Below are 15661 nucleotides of genomic sequence, written 5' to 3' on the forward strand. Positions count from 1 at the left end.
GTGACCCGGTACGTCGTGGGGCGCGTCACCCATGCGGTGGCGGTGCTGTGGGCGGCGTTCACGCTGACGTTCGCCATCCTGTATCTGCTGCCGAGCGACCCGATGCAGCTGCAGCTGGCCGCGGCCGGCATCCAGCCGGACAGCCTGCCGCCGGACCAGCTGGCCGCGCTGCGGCACCGCTTCGGGCTCGATCAGTCGATCTGGGTGCAGTACTGGCACCACCTGGCCGGCGCCCTGCACGGCGACTTCGGCCTCTCCCTCGCCCAGGGCGTGCCGGTCACCGAGCTCATCGGTCGGCGCTTCGGCCAGACGCTGCTGCTGAGCGCCAGCGCGGCCATCGTGTCGCTGCTGGCCGGGTCCACCCTGGCCTACCTGGCCACGTTCGCCCGGTGGAACCCGCTGCGGGTGCTGCTCACCCGGCTGCCCGCGCTCGGCGCCTCGTTCCCGCAGTTCTTCGTCGCGCTGTTCCTCATCCAGTTCTTCTCCTTCCAGCTCGGCTGGTTCCCGGCGACCGGCACCGAGGGCGTCCAGTCCCTCGTCATGCCGGTCGCCACGATCTCCGTGCTCACGTCGTCGATCCTGGCGCAGGTGCTCATCAAGACCTTCGACGAGACCCTGCGCCAGCCTTACATCGCCACGGCCCGGGCCAAAGGCCTGTCCCGCTCGGCGGTCCACCTGCGGCACGCCTTCCGCAACGCCGCCCTGCCGGCGATGACGATCCTCGGCGTGATCGTCGGACTGACCGTGACCAGCTCGATCGTCGTGGAGACGGTGTTCACCCGGGAGGGCCTGGGCAACCTGGCCCAGCAGTCCGTCCTCAACCAGGACGTCCCGGTGGTACTCGCCATCGTCACCATCGCCGCGACGATCTTCGTGCTCGTCAACCTCGTCGTCGACCTGCTGTACCCGCTGCTGGACCCGCGCATCTCGCTGCGGGAGGCGGCCCGATGATCCGCCGCCCCCTGTTCCTCGCCTCGGCCGCGTACGTCCTGTTCATCGTCGTCTCCGCCTTCCGGCCGGCCTGGTTCACGTCGGCCGGCCCGTTCGACACCCACCCGGAGGCGGCCGTGCTCCCGCCGAGCGCCGCACACCTGTTCGGCACCGACAACTACGGCCGCGACCTGTGGACCCGGATGCTGTACGGCTCGCCGCTGACCATCGAGGCGACCCTGATCGCCCTCGGTATCGCGCTGGTGGCCGGCCTGACCCTCGGCGTCGTCTCGGGCTTCTTCGGCGGCGGCACCGACGCGGTGCTGATGCGCGGCATCGACGTGCTGCTGGCCATCCCCGGCCTGCTGCTCGCCCTGTCCATCGTCACCGCCCTCGGCTACGGCACCATTCCGGTCGCGGTGGCCGTCGGCGTGGGCATCGTGCCCGGCTTCGCCCGCACCACCCGGGCCGAGGTGCTGCGGGTCAAGACGCTGCCCTACGTCGAGGCGGCCCGAGCGTCCGGCGCCTCCTGGTCGCGGGTGCTGCTGCGGCACATCCTGCCCAACTCCTGGGGCCCGGTCGCCGTCCTGGCCGTCCTCGACGCCGGCGTGGCCATCATCGCGATCGCGTCGCTGAGCTTCCTCGGCTTCGGCGCCGCGCCGCCCGCGGCCGAGTGGGGCACCCTCATCGCCGACGGCCGCAACTACCTGGTGACGGCGTGGTGGCTGAGCCTGCTGCCGGGCCTGTTCGTCGCGCTGCTCGTGCTGAGCCTGAACCACATCTCCAAGACGATGCAGGAGGTCCAGCGTTGACGGCACTGGTGGACATCAAGGGCCTGGACATCGGATACCGCCGCGGCCGCGCCGTCGTACCGGCCGTCGCCGGCCTCGACCTCACCGTCGGGGCCGGGGAGGTCGTGGCGCTGGTCGGGGAGTCGGGGTCGGGCAAGACAACCACGGCGAACGCGCTCATCGGGCTGCTGCCGGCCGGCGGACGGATCACGGCCGGCTCGGCGCTCGTCGACGGGGTGCAGATCGCGGGCGCGCGGGAGCGGACGCTGCGGCGGCTGCGCGGGTCGGTGGTCGGGCTGATCCCGCAGGACCCGATGGTGAGCCTCAACCCCACCAAGCGGATCGGCGCGCAGGTGGCCGAGGCGTGCGGGCCGGGGGAGGTGGCGCACTACCTGGAGCAGGCCGGCATCCCGGACCCGGAACTGCGGCGGCGGCAGTACCCCCACCAGCTCTCCGGCGGCCTGCGGCAACGGGTGCTCATCGCGATCGCCCTCGCCGGGCGCCCGAAGCTCATCATCGCCGACGAGCCGACCAGCGCCCTGGACGTCACCGTGCAGCGGCGCATCCTCGACCACCTCGGCGGGCTCGTCCGCGAGCAGGGCATCTCGCTGCTCATCATCACCCACGACCTGGCCGTCGCGGCCGACCGGGCCGACCGCGTGGTCGTGCTCAAAGGCGGCGTCAAGGTCGAGGAGGGCACACCGGGCACCATCCTGACCGCGCCCCGGGCGGAGTACACCCGGCAGCTCATCGCGGCCGTGCCCCGCCTCGAACCGCGCGCGGACATCCCGCCGCCGGCGCCGCCCATCCTGGTGCTGGAGCGGGTGCACAAGACCTTCGCCGGCGGCTTCGACGCGCTGTCCGACGTAAGCGTCACCGTGTCCCGCGGCCAGACGCACGCCCTGGTCGGCGAGTCCGGCTGTGGCAAGAGCACCACCCTGCGCATCGCGCTCGGGCTGGAGGCGGCGACCAGCGGGTCGATCGTCCTCGACGGCACCGAGATCGCCGGGCTGCCCTGGAGCCGGGCGCGTCCGCTGCGGCGCAAGGCTCAACTGGTACACCAGGATCCGTTCGCCGCTCTTGACCCGCGCTTCACCGTCCGCCAGACGGTCACCGAACCGCTGGTGGCGTTCCGGATCGGCGACCGCCGCAGCCGCACGGCCCGGGCCCGCGAGCTGCTCGACCAGGTCGCGTTGCCGTCGTCGTTCCTCGAGCGCCGTCCAACCGAACTCTCCGGCGGGCAGCGCCAGCGGGTCGCGATCGCCCGGTCCCTCGCCCTGCACCCGGAGCTGCTGATGCTCGATGAGCCCGTGTCGGCCCTGGACGTCCTCGTGCAGGACCAGATCCTGCGGCTGCTGGTCGAACTGCAGCAGAGCCTGGGTCTGTCGTACCTCTTCGTCTCCCACGATCTCGCGGTCGTCGCCCAGATCGCGCACACGGTGTCGGTGATGCGCGGCGGCCGGATCGTCGAGGAGGGCCCGGTGGCCACCGTGTTCACCGACCCGCGCAGCGAGCACACGCGGGAGCTCATCGCCGCCGTCCCCGGGCGGGCCTCGGTGCGGGCCCATGCCTGAGGCCGTCCGAGCGCTGGCGGCCCAGCTCGCGGGCGCCCGCATCCTCACCTTCGCGGCCAGCCGGCCGCTCGAGTGACCGCTCACGCCCCGGTCTGATCGTGGCGGGCCCGGGCGGCGCGGATGTCCTCGTCGTGGTGCTCCGCCCACCGGCCGACCGCGACGACGAGGGGCAGCAGCGACCGCCCGAGGTCGCTCAGGGCGTAGTCGACGCGGGCGCCCGGCCCCGGCCGCGGCGTGCGGTCCACCAGCCCGTCGCGCACCAGTGACCGCAGCGTGAGGGTGAGCATCCGCCGGCTCAGCCCGTCGACGGCCCGATCGAGCTCGTTGAACCCGTACGGCCGCGGCGCCAGCAGCGCCATCAGCAGCACGCTCCACTTGTCTCCGGTCCGCCGCAGCACGTCGACCGCCGCACACGCGGTGCGGTCCTGCGCCGAAACCGGCACCGGAATGCGTGGAGACATGAATGTTCCTTCTTTCGTGTCCGCGACCGTCCGCCCGAAGATCGAGCGTAACCACGCGACGAAGGGGGCACTCGGTGCGCACTGTGGTCATCACCGGTGGGACGCAGGGCATCGGCCGCGGCCTGGCCCTGGACCGGCTCAGCCGCGGCGATCGCGTCATCGCGGTCGGTTCGAGCCGGGCCAAGGGCGAGGCACTGCTGGCCGAAGCCGCCCGGCTCGGCGCCGCCGACCGCTGCTCATTCGAGCCCGTCGACCTGAGCTCACCGGCGGCGACGATCGAGCTGGCCGACCGCCTGAGCACTCGGCATCCGAGCATCGACGCCGTCGTCCTCGGCGCCTTCCGCTACCGGACCGGCCGGCGGGAAACCGCCGAAGGCATCGAACAGACCTTCTCCTTGTACGTCCTGAGCCGCTTCCTCCTCGCCGAGCACCTGCGCACCGCCCTGGAGCGAGCCCCGCACCCGGTCATCGTCAACCTCTGCGGCACCGGCACGAAGGCCGGCCACCTGCACTGGGACGACCTCCAGCTGCGCCGGCGCTACCGCCCCCGCACGGCCACCATGCAGGGCGCCCGGGCCAACGACCTGCTCGGCGTCGCCTTCACCGACCGGCACCCGGACAGCCCCGTCCGCTACGTGCTGCACAACCCGGTCTTCGTCGACACCAACCTCGCCGAGCCGTTCCGCCCGCCGATCCGGACCGTCGTCAGCGTCCTGGCCCGGCTGTTCGCCGCCCCGGTGGCCCGCGCGATCGTGCCGATAGCGGCCCACATCGACGCGCCACCGGCGGCCGCGCTGTCCGCGTTCCGGGCCCACCGCCCCGTCGACGTCACCGGCCCCGCCTTCGACCCGGCCGCGGCCCGCCGCCTGGCGAGGACCCTGCAGGACCTGAGCGCGTGATCGGCCTTCAGTGCCGCAGTGACCGCAGCGTCGCGTCCAGGGTGCCGAAGACGAGGTCCGAGCCGCCGTCCCAGTGCGGCTCGGGATCGGGCTGCCCCGGCGCCGGCGCCCACAGCCACCAGAGGTTCTGCCAGGCGTCGAGCATCCGCCCGAGCGTGATCTCCCCGTAGAACGGCGTCGGCGCGGTGACCACGGTGGCCCCCCGGCCCGCAGCCCGCTCCAGCACGGCCCCGACGTCACGAACCCACACCTGCAACAGCCCGGGCCGCGCCGGCCACCCGTCGAGCCGGTCGGCCACCATGAGGTCCACGGTCCCGAGGCGGAGCTGAGCGTGGATGAGCTTCCCGCCGGGCATCTCGGTCCGCGCCTCAGCCGCCTCCGCAACCCCGAAGACACCGCTCACGAAGTCGACGAACCCAGCCGCGTCGTCCACGATCACAAACGGGTTGAGCACCGCACCACCGGCCGGCACCGCTTGCTGCGGCAGCAGCATCTCACTGGTCATGCGGCCAAGTCTCCCAGCAGATCCGGCCACCTTCTGACCGCTTGCCGCCCGGCGGCCGCGATCCGATACGGTGAAGTTATGGCCATCGATAGGACGTCGGAGCGACCGCCTCCGCTGCGCATCGCGCTGGCGGTGATGAACTGGTCCGTCGACTGGCAGGGCCGAGCCCCGCGCTGGCAGTTCTGGACGTACGCCGCATCGTTCTGGGTGTTCTGCGCAGTGATGATCGAATGGACGGACCGCACGGACTCCGACCCGGCCTGGTTCGGCTGGGTCTTCTTCGCACTCTGCCTGCCGCTGATCGCGCTCGCGGTCCGACGGCTCCACGACTCGGGCCGCTCCGGCGCGTGGGCCCTCCTCGCGTTCTCCGCGATCGGCATGATCGCCCTCATCGTCCTCTGGTGCCTACCCAGCCAACCCGACCCGAACCGCTACGGCGCGACCTCCACCAGCCTCGGCGGCTGGGGCCTGCGCCGCTCCAGGTGACAAGCCGCGCAGATCAATCCCGCAACAGCAGTTCGCGGAGGGGCTCGAAGCGCAGCAGGTGAAGCAGGTCCATCGCTTTCTCGAACAACACCTCCGCGCCCGGTGTGATCGCCTGGCGAAGCATTGCCTGGCACACATCGGCGAACGGCTGTTCGTGCACGGTCTGCAGCGCAACCTGCATCTGGTCGGCATCGCCGGTGTCGAACGCTTGCTTCCAATCGCGAAGACTCATCGCAACGACGCGCCGGGCCTGGACGCGGCCGCGCGACAAGAGAAACCGGTTGAGACCGCAGACCTCGATCGTCAGCCGGCCCTTTGCGGTCAGCGCCTTGTACTCACCGACGGACAGTGACAGGAAGAGGTGGTCGAATGGATCTTCCAACGTCGGGTCGATCAGCAGCGGCCGGCCGTCGGTATCCACCGGGAACTGGTCCCGCTTCTGATGGCTGTTGCAGGTCGAGCAGGCGAGCAGGTGGTTGAGCCAGTCGAAGGTGCGCAGCGGGTTGCGGGTAACGGGCTCGAAGTGGTCGATGTCGGTGCCGTGGTTGTCCCCGCAATACATGCAGTGTTGACGGCCGGGCGCCATCTGTGCCAGGAACCGCCGGAGCGGCGTGCACACGGCGTCGCGCGTCGAGGTTCTACGCCACAGCTCCTTCGCCAGTGCTGTCCGATTGTCCAGCGCGACGCCGCTGATCTGACCGCTGAGCCCGGCCATGCGCGTTACCAGGTCATCGGGCAGCGCCACTCGATTGATCTTTATCATGAAGGGGGGTTCCGGTCGTTCAGTCGCGCGGCGACCTCCTCGGTCCGGGCTACCGGTGAGCTGGTGAGCACGTCCGCCAAGTGTGCGTAGCGTCGCTGCTGGTCGTGGGTTGCTTTGCCGGTCATGACGGTGAACTCGAGCTCGACCAGTTCGCGGCGAAGCTCCCGCGCGTCGTCTGAATACGGGGTGTCGAGGCCGAACAGGTCGGAGAGGACGGCGTCGTCGCCGCTGCCGTAAATGATGCGTTCGTAGAGGTCCTGGTCGACCACCATCGGTGGCTCGAGCTGATTGGCCCTCGGCAGCCTGATGAGGCCGCCCTGGTCGGCGGACTGGCAGATATACGGGCTATGCGTCGTGACGATGAACTGGATGTTGGGGAAGTGGCGTTTCAGCCACCAGCCGATGCGCTTCTGCCAGGACACGTGGAGGTGGGCGTCGACCTCGTCGATGATCACCACCCCCGGCGCTGTGATTCGGGGTGTCGATCCGTCGACATCCGTGGTCAGCTCGCCGTATGCCTCATGGATCTGCTTCAGCATGTCTACAACCAGGGCGGCGACGGTCCGGTAGCCATCGCTCATGTCGCGCAGCGGGAATCGTCGGCCGGCGTTTTCCACCCACAGCCCGTCCGAGTCGACGGTCTGGACGCTGTAACCGTCCGGTAGGAGGCCGTCGCGCAGGATGGCGATCGCGGCGTGCTTCAAGTCGCTCGCGCCCGGGCGGTCCTCGAGCGATCGAAGATGCTGCTCGATGAGCCAGCTGACACCTTCGGCGAGTGAGGCGTCTTCGTGGAACAGCGTGCCGAGCCGGGCCGCCGGGCCGGGGCTACGCATGATGCGCTTCGAGTCTCCGGAGCCCCCGGCGAGCCGGCGGAACGGGCCGTATGCGGCGCAGAACCAGCCGGTCGGGTTGTCCTGCCACGGGCCCTGTCGCGGCACTTCCTTCGGCGTCGAAGCGATGTCGTGCCGGTGCAGTGAAGGCTGCGGGCCCCGCCGGCCGCCGCTGTCCGGGGCCGGGGCGGTCCACCGGATGCCGACCCAGAATGGCGCGGACGGGAGTTGTTCGCCTGCTTCGGCGGTACGGTCGAACGCCTGGTCGTGGACCAGTTCAACGTCCGCGGTCCCGGCATCACGTCCAGTCGTGATCCAGCTTTCGAAGTCCGGCACGAGGCTGCGGGCCACCGCCGGCCCGCTCGCCGCCAGCGCCGCTGCCCGCAGGAGCGACGTCTTGCCGGAGCCGTTCTGCCCGGCGATGACCGTCCAGCCGGCATAGCTGCCATCGGGGCGCCGCAGGTCCAGGTCCACGTTGCGGTCGTCGAAGAACCCTCGAACGTTCTCCAGACGGACCCGTGCGATGTACATCGTCCGACCTCGGTCATCTGACAGCGCGCCGCCGGTGGGTGGCTGTCTCGGTGGATCAGTTCGGCGTATCTTACGTCGGCTCACATGGGCTTCCACGGGTGCCACCTGCGGCGACGGGAAATCTCGCTATTCGCGGGGCGTAGCTGCGGCGGGGGTGTCGTGGCCACGGCGCGGACCTCGGCGGCGACTGACGCGTCACCACCGTGGCCCATAAGACGCTCGCCGCGGCTCTCACTTTCGTCAGGGGTGGCCCCGGAGGATCGTCGGATTCGCCCGGGGCCGCCGGCTCATAGCGTCTTCGGCCATGAGACGGATCATGGTGCTGATGTCCATCGGCGCGGCGCTGTTGGTCGCGCAGCCGGCCGCGGCCGCTCCGAGCGCAGAGCCGCTGCCCGCCGCGATCGACGCCTACGCCGCGGCGGCCCTGAAGAGTACCGGGCTGCCGGGGATGTCGCTCGTCGTGACGCACGGCGGGCGGGTGGTCCACGCGGCCGGCTACGGGCACGGCTCGGACGGGCAGCCGATCACCGCGGGGACGCCGATGCGGGTCGCCTCGGTCAGCAAGTCGTTCACCGCGATGGCGGTGATGACGCTGGTCGACGCCGGGAAGGTCGCGCTCGACGAGCCGGTCGCGGCGCAGCTGCCGGAGTTCCGGCTGGACGATCCGCGGGCCGCCCGGGTCACCGTGCGGCAGCTGCTGAACCAGACGTCGGGTCTGGCCGACGGCGGCGTGGACCTGGGCCGGGCCGAGGCGGCGACCGACCTGGCCGGCTACCTGGCGGCGCTGCGCTCGGGGCGGCTGGCGGCCGAGCCCGGCACCCGGTGGGCGTACTGCAACGTCAACTACGAGGTCGCGGCGCGGCTGGTCGAGGTCGCGAGCGGGCTGGGCTTCGGCGACTACCTGGCGCGGCATGTCTTCGGGCCGCTCGGCATGACGGGCAGCGCCGTCGGCGACGGGGTGGTGCGGCCGGCGCGCGGGTACAACTCGCTGTTCGGCGTGTGGGTCGCCCGGCCGGAGCTGGACCGGTTCTCGGCCCGGGGCGGCGCCGGCGGGGTCGTCACGACCGCGGCCGACATGGGCGCATGGCTGATCAGCCAGTCCGGCGCCGGCACCCAGGTGGTCCGGCCGGAGAGCCTGGCCGCCATGCACACGCCGACCCGGATCGCCGAGTACGGCATGGGCTGGGGACCGGTCACGGCGGACGGCACCACCCTGCTCGTGCACTCGGGCAACCTGTTCACCTACAACGCCGTGGAGGCGATCGACCCGGCGACCGGCTACGGGTACGCCGTGATGACGAACAGCGCATCCCTCTACGACGACACCTACGACGTGATGACCGGTCTGGTCGCGCTGAGCCAGGGCCGGAGCCCGGCGGCACCGGGCGGGACCCGTCAGCTGACCGAGCTCGTCCTGGGCCTGATCGGGTTCGGTGCCATAGCGTTGACGGTACTGGCCGTCGTGCGATCCCGCCGGTGGGCGCGCCGGCGGTCGGGGCGGGCCGCGTGGCGGACGGGGCTGCGGCTCGTCCCGCTCCTGCTGCCGGTGTGCGGGCTCGTGCTGTACCCCCGAATCATCTCGTTCTTGACGAACGGCCGCACGGTCACCTGGGCGCAGCTGATGTTCTTCGCCGCGCCGCTGACGGCGACGCTCGTGACCGCCGCGCTCGCGGGGCTCGTGACCGCGGCGGTCCGGCTGGTCCGGCTCCGTTGGGTAGCCTCGGAACGGTGATCAACCGTGTCCTGCTCGTGGCCGTCGCGGGCGCCGGCGTCCTCAACGGGCTGTCCCTCGACTACGTGCCGGCGTGGCGGCAGCTGCTGTTCGTCGTGCTGGTGGTCGCCGCCTACCTGCACGGCCGACACCGGTCGGCCCGCGGGGACTGGATGGTGCTCGCGGCCGCCGGAGCGGTGGGGACGGTCCTGTTGGTTCCCGAGGTCTGGCTCGGCGCCGGGGTGCTGATCGCGGTCGGGCTGTCGGTCGCGCTGCCGTGGCTGGCCGGGCGCTCCCGGCGCCAGCAGGCCGACCTGGTGGCGGCCGGCCGGGACCGGATCGAGCGGCTGGAGCGCGAGCGTGCACTGGTGGCCGAGCGGGCGCGGCTGCGCGAACGGGCCCGCATCGCCGCCGACATGCACGACTCGCTCGGCCACGACCTCGCCCTGATCGCGCTGCGGGCCGGCGCCCTGGAGCTGGCGCGCGACCAGAGTGAGGCGAACCGGGCGGCCGCGGCGGCCCTGCGCGCGTCGGCGGTCGCGGCGACCGACCGGCTGCGGCGTACCGTGGGGCTGCTGCGCGAGCCGGACGGCGGGCCGCCGACGGAGCCGGCCGACGAACGTGTGGCCGCGCTGGTGGGCCGGGCCCGGGCGGCGGGGCTGCGGGTCGAGCTGCGCGATACGGCGGGACCGTTGCCGGTGGAGGTGGACCGGGCCGTGCACCGGGTGGTGCAGGAGGCGCTGACCAATGCGGCCCGCCATGCGCCGGGCGCCGCGGTCGTGGTGTCAGTGCGGGATTCCGGGGGTACTGTCCCGGCGTCGTCGAACGGCGGGAGCGGACTGGACGGGCTGCGTGAGCGGGTCCGGCTCCTCGGCGGGACGCTGGCCGCCGAACCTGGCGACGGCGGGTTCGAGGTGACCGCCACGATCCCTTACGAGCAGCGATGATCCGGGTCGTGCTGGCCGACGACGAGGCCATGATCCGAGCCGGCATCCGGGCCATCCTCGCCACCGACCCCGGGATCGAGGTGGTGGCCGAGGCCGGCGACGGGCGCGCGGCGGTCGACCTGGTCCGCCGCCACCGGCCGGACATCGCCCTGCTCGACATCCGGATGCCGCACCTGGACGGCCTGGCCGCCGCGGCCGAGCTGCGAGCGGCCGCGCCGGACGTCGCCGTGATGATGCTGACGACGTTCGACGAGGACGAGTACGTCGCCCGGGCCCTCGCCGAGGGGGCGGCCGGCTTCCTGCTCAAGGCGGCCGACCCGCGCGAGCTGATCATCGGGGTGCGGGCGGTCGCCGACGGCGCGGCCTACCTGTCGCCGCGGATCGCGCAGAAGGTGATCGCCCGCTTCGACGGCGGCCGGCTGGCTCGGTCGCGGGCGGCCCGGCAGCGGATCGAGCGGCTGACCCCGCGCGAGCGGGAGGTGCTCGCCCTGGTCGGCCACGGCCGGTCCAACCAGGAGATCGGCGCCGCCCTCTTCGTCTCCGAGGGCACCGTCAAGGCGCACGTCAGCGCCATCATGCAGCGGCTCGGGGTCAACAACCGGGTGCAGGCCGCGATCGTGGCCTACGAGGCCGACCTGCTCGGCCCGTGAAGGTCGTCAAAACGCCAAGAGCGGTGGCGGGGGTACTTCCTGAGCCGTAGCCGCCACCGCGAGCAGTTCGGCGATGCCGTCGACCGTGACCAGGCGCAGGTCCGCCCCGTCGGCCTGCAGGTCCAGGCCGTACCGCGACTCGACCGCGTCGATCAGCCGGAGCCAGCCGAGCGAGTCGAGCCCCAGGTCGAACAGTGGCGCGCCGGCGGCGAGGGCGGCCTCGGCGGTGACCGCACCCGAGGTGGCCGCGTCGACGAGCGCGGCCACCTCGGCCCGCCGGTCCGCGCCCATCAGGCCAGGCTCGCACGGACGACGGCCGCGATCTCGGCCACGGTCGGCGTCTCGAAGAAGTCTTCCATCGGCACCTCCACGTCGTAGCGTTGCTGAATCCGGCTGATGATCCGCGCGATCGACAGCGAGTGCCCGCCGAGGTCGAACAGGTCCTCGTCCGGTCCGATGTCGGGCACCTGCAGGATCTCCTGCCAGATGACGCTCAGCTCGGCGACGAGCGGATCGGCGGCGGCGGGCGCGGGTGCGGTGGACGGCGGGACCGCTATCGCCGGGAGGGAGGCGCGGTCCAGCTTCCCGTTCGGTGTCAGCGGCAGCCGCGGCAGCACCATCCACCGGTCCGGCACGGCCGCCGCCGGCAATGTCTCCGCCAGCCAGGCCCGTAGCGAAGCGGGGTCCGGGGCGGCGTCCCGCGCGACGACATACCCGGCGAGGTACGACGAGTCCTGCAGCGCCACCGCGGCCTCGGCGACGGCGGGATGCGCGAGCAGGCGCGCCTCGACCTCGCCGAGCTCGATCCGATGCCCGCGCACCTTGACCTGATTGTCGTCGCGCCCCAGGTACTCGAGGCGCCCGTCGGCTCCCCACCGCACCCGGTCGCCGGTCCGGTACAGGCGACCACCACCGAACGGATCGGGCCGGAACCGGTCAGCGGTCAGCCCGGGCCGCCGCAGGTAGCCGACGGCCAGACCGGTCCCGCCCAGATACAGCTCGCCCGCCAGCCCGACCGGCACCGGCCGCAGCGCGTCATCCAGCACGTACGCCCGGGTGTTGGCGATCGGCCGCCCGATCCTGACGTCGGCCGTCACCTCGTCCACTGTGGACCAGATGGTCGTCTCGGTAGGACCGTACACATTGAACAGCCGGGCCACCCGCGACCGCAGCACCTCGGCCAGGGGCGGCGGCAGCGCCTCGCCCCCGGTGAGCCCGACGACACCGTCCCGCCCGTCGAACCCGGCATCGAGCAGCACCCGCCACCCGGACGGTGTCGCCTGCACGTGCGTGATCCCGTGCGCCTGTACCAGCCGGACGACCCCGGGTCCGTCGGTGGCCCCGCGCTCACCGGCGAGCACCACCCGGCCCCCGGTGACCAGCGGCAGGAACAGCTCCAGCCCGGAGATGTCGAACGACAACGAGGTCAGCCCCAGCCAGCGGTCATCCGGCCCGCTCCCGAGCCGCTCACCCAGGCCGAGCAGCAGGTTGGCCAGGGCCCGGTGGGGGATCACCACCCCCTTGGGCCGCCCGGTCGACCCCGACGTGTACATCACGTACGCCGGCGCACCACCGGACGCGGCGTCAACGGCGGCCGCGGCCGGTAGGTCGGCGAAGAGGAAGTCGCGGTCGATCACGACGGCCGGCGCGGCGTCCTGCCGAATCATGGCCCGGCGGGCCTCGGGGTAGGCGGGGTCGACGGGCACGTACGCGGCCCCGGTCCGCATCACGGCCAGCATCGCCACGACGGCGTCGAGCGACCGGGGCACCGTCAGCGCGACCAGCGTGCCCGGACCGGCCCCGCGTTCCACCAGCACAGCGGCGACCCGGCTGGTGGCGTCGTCGAGCTGCGCGTAGGTCAGTGACCGATCGCCGTCGACGACCGCCAACGCCTGGGGCCGGGCCCGGGCGGCCGCCGCGAACAGCGCGGGAACGGTGGCGTCGGCGGGGAGTGGACGGTCGGTCGAGTTCCCCGCGTCGACCACGAGGGCGCGCTCGGCCGGCGGCAGGATCGGCAGCGCGGCCACCGGGCGGTCCGCCGTCGAGGACAGAGCGTCGAGGACCGTGGCCAGGTGGGTGGCGATGCGCGTGGCGGCCGGGGCCGGCAGGGCTTCGCGGTTGTGCTCGAGGGCGATCCGCAGACCGTCGGGGCCGTCGACCGCCAGGAGGTTGAGCAGGGAGCGGGCGGTCTCGGCCGGGGGTGTCCAGCCGACGTCGACGGGTACGCCGCCGAAGTCGGGGAGCGGGCCCTGGCGGCGATAGCTGACCGTGATCCGGGCGGGCAGGTCGGCCGGGCGTAGACCCGTGGGGATGTGGGCGCGGTGACCGTACAACTGCCGCAGTCGCTGTCGCATTGCCGTGGCGTATTCGGTGACCGTGCCGGTGAGCGGGGCGACGGCGAGGGGGAGTTCGTTGACGAACATGCCGATCCGGCCGGCGTCCTCGGGGGTGCGGGTGGACACGGCGAGGAAGACCGGGAGCCCGGAGTTGCCGTAGCGGGCGAGCAGCGCGTGGACGGCGGTCAGGAGCAGCTCGAACCGGGTGCCGCCCAACGCTGCGGCCGCCGTGGCGCCAGGGATCGCGACGTCGACGGTTCCGGCCGGTCCGGCGCGGCGGGGGACCTGGGTGAGGCCCGGCAGGAGCGGCTCACCGCTCACGGGAAGGTGCACGCGCGACAGCGAGGGCCCGGCGATCGGCAGTGGTTCGCCCAGCGGTGCCAGGTGATCCGGCTCCGCCCGGGCGGCTCGATAGGCGGTGGCCAGGTCGTCCAGCAGGATCGCCTTGGACATGCCGTCGAAGACCAGGTGGTGGGCGGTGAAGGTGAGGCGGTTGCCGGCCAGGGCGAAGGCGGCCAGCGGCGTGGGCGACGGGACCAGCATCGGGGTGTCGTCGTGGACCTCGACCGCGCAGCCCAGGATCGGGTGGCGGGCCAGGACGGCGGCGCAAGCGGCGTGCAGCGCCTGGACGTCGAGGCCGGGGCCGAAGCGTACCTCCAGGCGCAGGCGGTGGGCCGACTCGGGCGTGCCGGCCCGTTCGGCCAGCCAGATCCCGAGCTGAGCCGGGCTGAGGGCCAGGCCTACAGCGGTCGTCACGGCGCTCCCTCCGACAGTTGCCGGACCAATTCCCGTTTCAGCACCTTGCCGCCGTCGTTACGGGGCAGCTCCGGGCGGACCTGGACGCGGGCCGGCAGCTGGTGGTCGGCGAGGCGGCCGGCGAGAAACCGGCGGACGGCGGCCAGGTCCGGTGCGCCCGGCGGCGCGCCCGCGGCCGGCACGACGACGGCGGCCAGGACCGCGCCCAGCACCGGGTGCGGCACCCCGACCACGGCCGCCGCCGCGACCAGGGGGTGCTCGAGCAGCGCGGCCTCGACCTCGAGGGTGGAAATCTTGAACGCGCCGGACTTCACGACGTCCTGGGCGCGGTCCAGGAGGTACAGGTAGCCGTCGGCGTCGATGCGGCCCACGTCGCCCATCCGCACCCACTCGCCGCGGAACGTGGCGGCGGTCGCGGCCGGGTCGTCGTGGTAGGCCCGCGGGTACGGCGAGCGCAGCCACACCTCGCCGGCCGCGCCGGCCGGGAGCGGCTCGCCGTCCCCGTCGGCGATCATCAGCGCGCCGCCCGCGGGCCGGCCGAGGGCACCGGGGCGGGCCGGGTCGAAGATCATGCTGACCTCGGCCGGAGCCGCCTCCGTCGACGTGTAGTAGTTCACGACGGCGGCGCCGGGGAACGCCTCGGCGAGCCGCGACGCGGTGGCCGGGGCGAGGGCGGCCGCCGTCGAACCCACCAGGTGTACGCGGGAAAGGTCGGCCCCCGCCAGCGCGCCGGACTCCAGCAGCTCGATCGCGGTCGACGGCACCAGGAAGACCGTGCCGACACCGGGGGACTGCAGCAGGCGCGCGAACCGGGCCGGCGTGAACCGGGGCGGGGTAAGGGCGCCCGGCCTGGTGAACAAGGCCGTGAAGAGCATGGTCTGGGCGGCGTTGGTACCAATGGGAAAGGCATGGGCGAAGCGCGTCGAATGGGCCAGCCGCAGCCGCCGCGGGTGGGTCGGCGCCGCGACGGTGAGGTTGGCGTGCGTCGCCGCGACCCCCTTGGGCCGGCCGGTCGTGCCGGACGTGTACAGGATCTGCGCGAGGTCCTCCGGCCGGCTGGCATCGGCCAGTGCGGCCGAGCCGGTCAGCAGCGCGGGCACGGCCGCCGACCACACCGGCCCGGTCCAGGGCGAGGCCGCGCCGTGCAGCAGCGCGGTGGCGCCGCAGTGCTCCAGGACGAACGCGATCTGCGCCGGGGCCAGCCGGTCCGACACGGGCACCGCGACGCCACCGGCCCGCTGCACCCCGCAGTACGCGATCGCGAAGTCCCGCCACTCGGCCGCCCCGAACCGCAGCGCGACCCGGTCGCCGGGCAGCAGCCCGTAGTCGTGCAGCGCGCCCGCCACCCGGCCGGCGGCGGCGTCCCAGTCGCCGAGGGTCAGCGAGGCCTCGCCCGCCACCTCGACGGCGACGTGCTCAGGATCGTGCGCGGCGCGCCAGGCAAGGAATCCGGGCACGGTTCGAGGCGGTCGAGTCATCGACAACGGTCTC

15 protein-coding genes are annotated in these 15661 nt (G+C 72.9%); 8 read left to right on the forward strand and 7 right to left on the reverse strand.

All coding sequences use genetic code 11. From position 1 onward, the window contains the following. Genes ACIA8L_RS30680 through ACIA8L_RS30690 form a run of 3 tightly spaced genes read left to right on the forward strand, consistent with a single transcriptional unit; the run spans position 1 to position 3295 of the window. The gene (locus tag ACIA8L_RS30680; protein ID WP_395910057.1) at positions 1 to 951 is read left to right on the forward strand and encodes an ABC transporter permease; all 951 of its coding nucleotides are present in this window, start codon (positions 1 to 3) and stop codon (positions 949 to 951) included. Beyond that, positions 948 to 1742 (forward strand): ABC transporter permease, encoded by a 795-nt coding sequence (locus tag ACIA8L_RS30685; RefSeq protein WP_395910058.1) that lies wholly within the window; start codon positions 948 to 950, stop codon positions 1740 to 1742. The genes ACIA8L_RS30680 and ACIA8L_RS30685 overlap by 4 nt, the downstream gene beginning before the upstream one ends. Continuing rightward, positions 1739 to 3295: an ATP-binding cassette domain-containing protein gene (locus tag ACIA8L_RS30690; RefSeq protein ID WP_395910059.1), complete on the forward strand. Its 1557-nt coding sequence runs from the start codon at positions 1739 to 1741 to the stop codon at positions 3293 to 3295. Before ACIA8L_RS30685 ends, ACIA8L_RS30690 begins: the two co-directional genes overlap by 4 nt. An 80-nt stretch (positions 3296 to 3375) precedes the next feature. Here the strand turns inward: ACIA8L_RS30690 and ACIA8L_RS30695 are convergent, their stop codons facing one another. Further along, positions 3376 to 3756 (reverse strand): winged helix-turn-helix transcriptional regulator, encoded by a 381-nt coding sequence (locus tag ACIA8L_RS30695; RefSeq protein WP_395910060.1) that lies wholly within the window; start codon positions 3754 to 3756, stop codon positions 3376 to 3378. Positions 3757 to 3830: 74 nt separating this feature from the next. Here ACIA8L_RS30695 and ACIA8L_RS30700 point away from each other — a divergent pair, with 74 nt between their 5' ends. Then, entirely contained in the window at positions 3831 to 4655 is an 825-nt protein-coding gene (locus tag ACIA8L_RS30700; protein WP_395910061.1) for an SDR family NAD(P)-dependent oxidoreductase, read from the forward strand. A 7-nt stretch (positions 4656 to 4662) separates the two neighbouring features. On the opposite strand, the gene ACIA8L_RS30705 is transcribed toward ACIA8L_RS30700, so the two are convergent. Further along, positions 4663 to 5160 carry a VOC family protein gene (locus ACIA8L_RS30705; protein ID WP_395910062.1) on the reverse strand — a complete coding sequence of 166 codons (498 nt, stop codon included), beginning with the start codon at positions 5158 to 5160 and terminating at the stop codon, positions 4663 to 4665. Positions 5161 to 5238: 78 nt separating this feature from the next. On the opposite strand from ACIA8L_RS30705, the gene ACIA8L_RS30710 reads away from it, so the two are divergent. Further along, entirely contained in the window at positions 5239 to 5646 is a 408-nt protein-coding gene (locus tag ACIA8L_RS30710; protein ID WP_395910063.1) for a DUF805 domain-containing protein, read from the forward strand. 13 nt (positions 5647 to 5659) lie between these two features. Here ACIA8L_RS30710 and ACIA8L_RS30715 read toward each other — a convergent pair whose 3' ends face one another. Both ACIA8L_RS30715 and ACIA8L_RS30720 read right to left on the reverse strand, forming a co-directional pair. Continuing rightward, positions 5660 to 6391: a hypothetical protein gene (locus ACIA8L_RS30715; protein WP_395910064.1), complete on the reverse strand. Its 732-nt coding sequence runs from the start codon at positions 6389 to 6391 to the stop codon at positions 5660 to 5662. A 14-nt stretch (positions 6392 to 6405) separates the two neighbouring features. Continuing rightward, the gene (locus tag ACIA8L_RS30720; protein WP_395910065.1) at positions 6406 to 7866 is read right to left on the reverse strand and encodes an AAA family ATPase; all 1461 of its coding nucleotides are present in this window, start codon (positions 7864 to 7866) and stop codon (positions 6406 to 6408) included. Between the two features lie 208 nt (positions 7867 to 8074). Between ACIA8L_RS30720 and ACIA8L_RS30725 the strand changes: the two genes are divergently transcribed. The 3 genes from ACIA8L_RS30725 to ACIA8L_RS30735 are packed head-to-tail and all read left to right on the forward strand — an operon-like array spanning position 8075 to position 11078. Then, positions 8075 to 9502 carry a serine hydrolase domain-containing protein gene (locus tag ACIA8L_RS30725; protein ID WP_395910066.1) on the forward strand — a complete coding sequence of 476 codons (1428 nt, stop codon included), beginning with the start codon at positions 8075 to 8077 and terminating at the stop codon, positions 9500 to 9502. Further along, entirely contained in the window at positions 9499 to 10428 is a 930-nt protein-coding gene (locus ACIA8L_RS30730; protein ID WP_395910067.1) for a sensor histidine kinase, read from the forward strand. The genes ACIA8L_RS30725 and ACIA8L_RS30730 overlap by 4 nt, the downstream gene beginning before the upstream one ends. Beyond that, positions 10425 to 11078 carry a response regulator gene (locus ACIA8L_RS30735; protein ID WP_395910068.1) on the forward strand — a complete coding sequence of 218 codons (654 nt, stop codon included), beginning with the start codon at positions 10425 to 10427 and terminating at the stop codon, positions 11076 to 11078. The genes ACIA8L_RS30730 and ACIA8L_RS30735 overlap by 4 nt, the downstream gene beginning before the upstream one ends. Before the next feature lie 6 nt (positions 11079 to 11084). On the opposite strand, the gene ACIA8L_RS30740 is transcribed toward ACIA8L_RS30735, so the two are convergent. From ACIA8L_RS30740 to ACIA8L_RS30750, 3 genes are read right to left on the reverse strand one after another with little or no spacing between them, the layout of a single operon-like run. After that, entirely contained in the window at positions 11085 to 11369 is a 285-nt protein-coding gene (locus ACIA8L_RS30740; RefSeq protein WP_395910069.1) for a phosphopantetheine-binding protein, read from the reverse strand. After that, a complete protein-coding gene (locus tag ACIA8L_RS30745; protein WP_395910070.1) occupies positions 11369 to 14170 on the reverse strand; it encodes an amino acid adenylation domain-containing protein in 2802 nt (933 codons plus the stop codon). Before ACIA8L_RS30745 ends, ACIA8L_RS30740 begins: the two co-directional genes overlap by 1 nt. Next, entirely contained in the window at positions 14167 to 15627 is a 1461-nt protein-coding gene (locus tag ACIA8L_RS30750) for a class I adenylate-forming enzyme family protein (protein WP_395910071.1), read from the reverse strand. The genes ACIA8L_RS30745 and ACIA8L_RS30750 overlap by 4 nt, the downstream gene beginning before the upstream one ends. Between the last annotated feature and the right edge of the window lie 34 nt (positions 15628 to 15661).

Source organism: Dactylosporangium sp. NPDC051541, from assembly GCF_044454505.1.
Classification (GTDB): domain Bacteria; phylum Actinomycetota; class Actinomycetes; order Mycobacteriales; family Micromonosporaceae; genus Dactylosporangium.

Coding starts and splice junctions, on each gene's coding strand:
- ACIA8L_RS30685 (WP_395910058.1), top strand. CDS start 948: ATGATCCGCCGCCCCCTGTTCCTCGCCTCGGCCGCGTACGTCCTGTTC.
- ACIA8L_RS30695 (WP_395910060.1), bottom strand. CDS start 3,756: ATGTCTCCACGCATTCCGGTGCCGGTTTCGGCGCAGGACCGCACCGCG.
- ACIA8L_RS30705 (WP_395910062.1), bottom strand. CDS start 5,160: ATGACCAGTGAGATGCTGCTGCCGCAGCAAGCGGTGCCGGCCGGTGGT.
- ACIA8L_RS30710 (WP_395910063.1), top strand. CDS start 5,239: ATGGCCATCGATAGGACGTCGGAGCGACCGCCTCCGCTGCGCATCGCG.
- ACIA8L_RS30725 (WP_395910066.1), top strand. CDS start 8,075: ATGAGACGGATCATGGTGCTGATGTCCATCGGCGCGGCGCTGTTGGTC.
- ACIA8L_RS30735 (WP_395910068.1), top strand. CDS start 10,425: ATGATCCGGGTCGTGCTGGCCGACGACGAGGCCATGATCCGAGCCGGC.
- ACIA8L_RS30740 (WP_395910069.1), bottom strand. CDS start 11,369: ATGGGCGCGGACCGGCGGGCCGAGGTGGCCGCGCTCGTCGACGCGGCC.